6 protein-coding genes and 1 pseudogene are annotated in these 6,411 nt (G+C 39.5%); 2 read left to right on the forward strand and 5 right to left on the reverse strand.

Annotation, left to right across the window (positions count from 1 at the left end):
- Position 1 precedes the first annotated feature (1 nt).
- Both I7H67_RS19055 and I7H67_RS19060 read right to left on the reverse strand, forming a co-directional pair.
- Entirely contained in the window at positions 2-889 is an 888-nt protein-coding gene (locus I7H67_RS19055; RefSeq protein WP_005299869.1) for an SDR family oxidoreductase, read from the reverse strand.
- 20 nt (positions 890-909) lie between these two features.
- A complete protein-coding gene (locus I7H67_RS19060; RefSeq protein ID WP_198308585.1) occupies positions 910-2,715 on the reverse strand; it encodes an acyclic terpene utilization AtuA family protein in 1,806 nt (601 codons plus the stop codon).
- Positions 2,716-2,900: 185 nt separating this feature from the next.
- Between I7H67_RS19060 and I7H67_RS19065 the strand changes: the two genes are divergently transcribed.
- Positions 2,901-3,500: a TetR/AcrR family transcriptional regulator gene (locus tag I7H67_RS19065; RefSeq protein WP_198308586.1), complete on the forward strand. Its 600-nt coding sequence runs from the start codon at positions 2,901-2,903 to the stop codon at positions 3,498-3,500.
- Positions 3,497-3,998: pseudogene (locus I7H67_RS19070) on the forward strand (GNAT family N-acetyltransferase). The gene I7H67_RS19065 and the pseudogene I7H67_RS19070 overlap by 4 nt, the downstream one beginning before the upstream one ends.
- A 43-nt stretch (positions 3,999-4,041) precedes the next feature.
- Here the strand turns inward: I7H67_RS19070 and I7H67_RS19075 are convergent.
- From I7H67_RS19075 to I7H67_RS19085, 3 genes are all read right to left on the reverse strand, one after another.
- On the reverse strand, positions 4,042-5,205 hold the full coding sequence (locus I7H67_RS19075) for an acyl-CoA dehydrogenase family protein (RefSeq protein WP_198308587.1): 1,164 nt from the start codon (positions 5,203-5,205) through the stop codon (positions 4,042-4,044).
- Between the two features lie 135 nt (positions 5,206-5,340).
- A complete protein-coding gene (locus tag I7H67_RS19080; RefSeq protein WP_198308588.1) occupies positions 5,341-5,904 on the reverse strand; it encodes a DUF4256 domain-containing protein in 564 nt (187 codons plus the stop codon).
- Positions 5,905-5,924: 20 nt separating this feature from the next.
- Positions 5,925-6,275: a GFA family protein gene (locus tag I7H67_RS19085; RefSeq protein ID WP_151989499.1), complete on the reverse strand. Its 351-nt coding sequence runs from the start codon at positions 6,273-6,275 to the stop codon at positions 5,925-5,927.
- Positions 6,276-6,411 lie beyond the last annotated feature (136 nt).

A 6,411-nucleotide genomic window follows, 5' to 3' on the forward strand; every position in this document is an offset into this window, starting at 1 on the left:
GTTATTCCTCCTCAGCCTCAGTCTTTTTCTGAAAGATTTCAGGAATAAATGCACGGTGGAAACCATTATAGGACTGACTATTTGTTGCATCAGCTAGTGAATACATGCGTGTTCCTTGTGATGCAGCACCATCAATACGCAGAGTTACACCAGAAACAAAAGCTGCAGCATCGGACAATAAATAACAAATCGCCGATGAAACTTCTGACTCAGTTCCCATACGTTTTAGCGGTACATTGCCAGCAAGACTTGGAATAATTACTTTGGCAAAATCACCGCTATAATTATCCATACCGGATGACACAATCCATCCCGGTGCAACCGCATTTACACGAACACCAGATTTCCCCCACTCAACCGATGCTGTTTTAGTTAAGTTATCAACCCCCGAACGCGCAGCGCCAGAATGCCCCATTCCTGGCATACCTCCCCACATATCGGCAGTCATGTTGACGATACTGCCACCATGTTTTGCCATCCATTGGTTATAAGCTTCACGCATTAAATAGAAAGTTGCGTGCAAATTATTACGCACGACTGCATCGAAACCATTTGCTGAGATATTCTCTAAAGCTGACGGGAACTGGCCACCTGCATTATTTACCAGACCATCGAGTTTGCCGAATTTCTCAATCACTTCCGCAATCATATTTTTTACTTGTTCTTCTTCACGGTTATCGCAAACAATGAAATGAACCTGACCACCATCTTCTATAATTTCTTGGCTTACTTTCTCTAATTTCTCAATTTTGCGTCCTGTAATCACCACTTGCGCGCCGAGGGCTGCAAGCTCATGTGCAGTACAACGACCAATTCCTGAGCCGCCACCTGTCACAATAATGACTTTATTAGCAAAAGCATCTGGTCTAAAAATTGATTGATAACTCATCTTTGTTTCATCCATTCATTTTATTTTTCTAAAAGATGTGCCGGAACTTTGACAGGCATATCCAATAATTGTTGTGCAAATGCTTTACCTTGTGGGTCTATACGTAGGCTTGCAACACCACCGCCACCCAAGGCATTTTCCAACATGAAATTCAGTGCATTTAAACCCGGTAACTCATAACGAATTACACGTCCCTTTTCAGCATCCAAAACATGTTGCATATAGCTTGCAACAGCCTGTTCAGTCAGTGCTGCACGAATCCATGGTAAATATTCTGCTTTACGCGCAATCACACCGATATTGCTATGATTGCCTTTATCACCACTGCGGGCATGCGCAATTTCAATCAAAGGAACTTCAATTTCATTCCCTTGATAAATCGCACTTTCACCCGCTGCTAAAGTATTGAATTGCTCTGTAGAAGTGCCCCGAGGAAACTCAACCGGATAGCGGCTCCCATCAAAATCGATTTCGACATTGATCTGATTTTTATCAATTAAAAATGAAAATAACTTAATCACTGGAGATGCTTTTGGTCGACCTCCAACAATTCCTGCTAAGGCTGGAGCCATGCCTGTAGAGGCCTGAGCAATTTCAGATGCAAAGAACATACATGCCTCTTTAAACATGTGTTTTACTGCTATTTTGACCACAACTTCACGACTATTTAAAGCCTGAGCATGTGCTCCATAAGTACTTTCAATACCTAAGATTTCAACCGACTTTTCACTAAATGGCGGCACCGAACGCATTGCTAAAACACGTTCGCACTTAGTCAAAATCGCATCGGTAATGACTTGTGCTTTTTGTGGTGCTTCACGGCCTGCTATGAGGAAACTGACTAAAACCCGATAACCATCTGGATAAGTCGCACTGACTTTATATTGTGTAGTCGGTGCTTGTCCTTTTGCACCCGTCACACGAACTCGATGCTCCCCGACTTGTTCTAAATGCACCTGACTAAAATCAGCAATTACATCGGGTAGTAAATATGCTTGAGGATTGCCAATTTCATACACAATTTGCTCAGCAACCGTGGCGGTAGAAACCAGACCACCTGTCCCTTGTGGTTTGGTCACAACGAATGAACCATCTTCACTCACTTCAACCACTGGAAACCCCATGTTGTCGAAGCCTTGTACCAATTGCCAATCGGTAAAATTACCGCCTGTACATTGCGCACCACATTCAATGACATGACCTGCCAAGGAACCTTGTGCCAACTTATCGTAGTCATCTAAAGACCATTGATATTCATGAAGTAAAGGGGCAAGCACCACTGCCGAATCAACTACTCGACCAGTAATCACAATATCTGCGCCTAAATTTAAAGCATCGCGAATAGCCACCGCACCTAAATAAGCATTACTGCTTGCCACCTGTTCTGGCAAAGCTTCACCGCTAAACATTTCCTGAATATTTTGCTGTTTGAGTTGTTCATACTGCGCTAAAAGATCATCGCCTAAAACCACGGCAACTTTCAGATCTAGACCATATTCTTTAATTATTTTTTGCAAGGCATCTCGACACGCCAATGGATTAACACCACCAGCATTACTAATCACCTTAATCTTTTTCTCTGCAATTTTTTTAAGTAGAGGTGCCATCACTCGACTGACAAAATCCAATGCATAGCCATGCTTTGGTTCCACCATCTTCGCTTTTGCCATAATCGACATGGTGATCTCAGACAAATAATCAAAAACCAAATAATTAATATCGGTTAGATGTACTAATTGGAAAGCGGCAGTATTAGTGTCTCCCCAAAAACCTGAGGCACAACCTATTTTTACGACACGCTCATCATCCTGTTGATTACTTGCCATCTTATTTCTCATTATTTTGTTTAAAAATCAAACTCAACATTACCAAGCAAGCGCTTGGTTTGTAAAGAGCAAAATGTTATTGTGAAATTGACCAAAACTGCCAAACTCGACAGCTCAGCTAAAACATGATGAGGTTTGGCAAACTTTTCTGTTAAGTATTTTTATATAAAGGATTCGGCTTTCGCATGATTGCTACTTCAATTGAACAGATTCCAAATATCTCTTGTTTTGATAACAGCCCACGTGGTCGTTTATTACGTGGGGCTGCCTACCTATTTCATAAACAAGGCTATGACAAAACTACTGTACGCGAACTTGCTCAATTTATTGGAATCCAGTCGGGAAGCTTATTCCACCACTTTAAAAGTAAAGATGACATCCTCGCTCACGTGATGGAGGAAACCATTATTTACAATCTTGCTCGTTTACAAGATGCGGCAGCTCAATCTACCAATCCAGAACAACAACTCCGTGCTCTTATTAAATCTGAACTCATTTCAATTACTGGAGACACAGGCGCAGCCATGGCTGTTTTGGTTTATGAATGGTTTGCCCTATCAAAAGAAAAACAAGATTATCTTTTAAAAATGCGTAATGAATATGAGCAAATCTGGTTGGATGTTATTGAAAAATTACGCACTGAAGGCAAGGTAAAGCATGATGCCTTTATTTGGCGAAGATTAGTTGGTGGTGCAATTTCGTGGACCGTAACTTGGTATAAAGCTGAGGGTAAAGTCAAAATTGATGAGTTAACCGAAATAGTCTGGGAGATGGCATTAAAATGAGTCTAGTCTATTTACGTAAACCCAAGAAAAATGACCTTGCAGAAATTAAAGAAGCTTATGTACGTAGTGTTCAATTACATCAACCGTGGGCATATCCACCAGCTGACTTTCAAACATATTTAGAGCAAGAGCATCGCTATTTTGTCTGCTTAACCCATAGCCATGCAATTGCTGGAACATTTAATATTTCAAATATTATACGCGGTCAATTTCATTCAGCCTATTTGGGTTATGAAGCATTTCATCCTTATCAACGTCATGGCTATATGACGCAAGGCCTCAAATTATTACTCAATGAAGCATTCAAAAATTTAAATTTACATAGGTTAGAAGCGAATATACAACCTGACAATATTGCCTCGATTCAATTAGTGGCCCAAGCTGGTTTCATTAAAGAAGGTTTTTCTCGGCAATATCTTCGAATTGGAGGAAAAAACATGGAAAGATTATGAACGTTGGGCAATTTTAAATGAGAAATGGATAGAACCATCTCAGTAAACTCTGAATGAGATGGTTTATACAAGCAAAACCTACTCTAAAATTAATAACCTAACTGCTTACTAATCAAATCTTTCATAATTTCTTCAGCACCGCCACCAATCATATTGACCTTCACCTCACGGTAAATACGTTCCGACTTGGTACCTCGCATAAAGCCCATGCCACCTAATGTTTGCACAGCTGCATCAGCACAAAATTGCATAGTGCGAGTAGCAACATTTTTAAGCATTGAAATTTGTGCTACCAAATCAGGCCCTTGTAACTGCGGCTGAATCATTTTCCATGCAGTTTCTTCAAGCAATGCCCGTGTTGAGGTCAATTGTGTTGCCATATCTACCAATTTATGACGAACCACTTGATGATCAATTAATCGCTTACCAAAAGTTTTCCGTTGTTGCGCCCACTCTAAAGCTTCTTCGTAACAGACTAATGCATACCCATAAGCCACTACTCCCAAGAAGAACCGCTCCATATTAAAGTTATTCATAATAACTTTAAAACCGGCGTTTTCTTTGCCGAGCAGATTTGATACAGATACTCGTACTTGATCAAAATGCAAATGAGCTGTATCAGAAGCCCACCACCCCATTTTCTTTAAAGGTGTTTTAGTAATTCCTTCACTGTGCGCATCAACGAGCAACATTGAAATACCTTCTGCACCTGTTTTAGTTGGGTCTGTACGCACTGCAACTGTATAGTAATCTGCACGAATTCCCGATGTGATAAACGTCTTCTCACCCGAAACAATGTAGTAATCACCATCACGAATAGCTTTAGTCTGTAATGCAGCGACATCCGAGCCACCACCAGGTTCTGTAATAGCTAAAGCAGAAATTTTTTCACCGGAAATAATACCTGGCAGGACTCTAGCCTTTAACTCCTCACTTCCAAAGTGCTGAATGGGAGGGGTGCCAATTGTGTGTACCATGAGTGAGGTATGCACTCCTCCAGAACCCGCCTTTGCCATTTCAATACCAGCCAGTAATGAATAAAATGGATCTGCATCAGGAATACCACCATATTCTTCAGAAAAACCTAAACCTAATAGGCCAATTCCAGCTGCCTTCCTATAAAGCTCTCTAGGAAATGTCTCAGCCTCATCCCACTCATTAACAAAAGGTGCCATTTCTTTTTGTACAAATCGGCGAACATTGTCAGCAAAAGCAATGTGTTGTTCATTATAGTAAATTGGGTTGAGTTGCATGTTTAGAAATGTCCTGATGTTTTATTTAATTCCTAAACATATCTTGTCATGTTTACAGTCAATCAAAAGTTGCAAGAATCTCCATTTTCTTGGCATAAAACATCAAACAGAATTATTTTTATTTATGTACAACGCCTATACTCTTAAGCAGCAACGAAAACCACGAACAGCATAATAAGACTGTGCTCCATTATGATAAATGAATACCCGACCATAACGTCGATCAGCAAAAATAGCTCCATCTAACCGTCGAATCTCATCTGGGGTTTTGAGCCAACTTGATGTTTTAAGATCAAATTCCTCTAACTTTTGTAATTCATGGTATTGCTCTTCTGTGAGAAGCTCAGCTCCCATTTCTTTAGCTACATCGATTGCACTATTTTTGGGAGGATGATCTTTTCTAGCCTCCAAAGCCTCTCGATCATAACAAAAGCTTCTACGACCTTTGGGTGTCTCAGGAGAACAATCAACAAATAAATACTCATCCTTCTGTTGATCATAAGAGATAACATCTGGTTCTCCACCAGTGTTTTCCATTTCTTGCAATGACCATAATTTTTCAGGCGATTCTAATAATTTAGCTCGCACATTTGTCCAATCAATTTCTTTATGGCGATGTGTGTTCTTTTCAAATCTCTTCTTTAATAGTTCAAGCAGTGAATCTAATTCTATTGGAGTTGATTGTTTTTTAGTTATCATTGAATAAATCCTTATAATTATTAAACTGAACGTCCATCAAAATAATTTATTTTTATTTTATCTAAGTCAATGTCATCTATACATCGAACATTAATCGCTAATATAGAATTACCTTGGGGATCTATACCTTGAGCATAGGGATGAATACCGCAATTTTTACAGAAATGATGATTAATCACATGCTTGTTAAAAGTGTAATTCGCTAAAATATCAGGAGAATTTAAAGTAACTGTAACTTGATTAGTGGGTAGGAACCAAAGTAAAGACCCTTTCTTTTGGCAGATCGAGCAATTACAAGATAAGGCTTCTGTTAGCTCACCTTCTGCGACAAACTTTACCTGACCGCAATGGCAACTTCCTTGATATTTCATTGCTCTTACTCTTTATAATTTTCGTCTTCTTTACTTTTCCAGTTTAAAGAATAAGTTTCCATATAAAAATGTAATCGAGCTACTTAATATTGATTTAGAAGATGTAGGCCTTGAAGCCCATTTCTAACTTTGAACT

This window comes from Acinetobacter sp. ACIN00229, from assembly GCF_016106645.1.
GTDB classification, from domain to species: Bacteria; Pseudomonadota; Gammaproteobacteria; order Pseudomonadales; family Moraxellaceae; genus Acinetobacter; species Acinetobacter oleivorans.

Coding starts and splice junctions, on each gene's coding strand:
- I7H67_RS19085 (WP_151989499.1), bottom strand. CDS start 6,275: ATGAAATATCAAGGAAGTTGCCATTGCGGTCAGGTAAAGTTTGTCGCA.
- I7H67_RS19055 (WP_005299869.1), bottom strand. CDS start 889: ATGAGTTATCAATCAATTTTTAGACCAGATGCTTTTGCTAATAAAGTC.
- I7H67_RS19075 (WP_198308587.1), bottom strand. CDS start 5,205: ATGCAACTCAACCCAATTTACTATAATGAACAACACATTGCTTTTGCT.
- I7H67_RS19080 (WP_198308588.1), bottom strand. CDS start 5,904: ATGATAACTAAAAAACAATCAACTCCAATAGAATTAGATTCACTGCTT.
- I7H67_RS19060 (WP_198308585.1), bottom strand. CDS start 2,715: ATGGCAAGTAATCAACAGGATGATGAGCGTGTCGTAAAAATAGGTTGT.
- I7H67_RS19065 (WP_198308586.1), top strand. CDS start 2,901: ATGATTGCTACTTCAATTGAACAGATTCCAAATATCTCTTGTTTTGAT.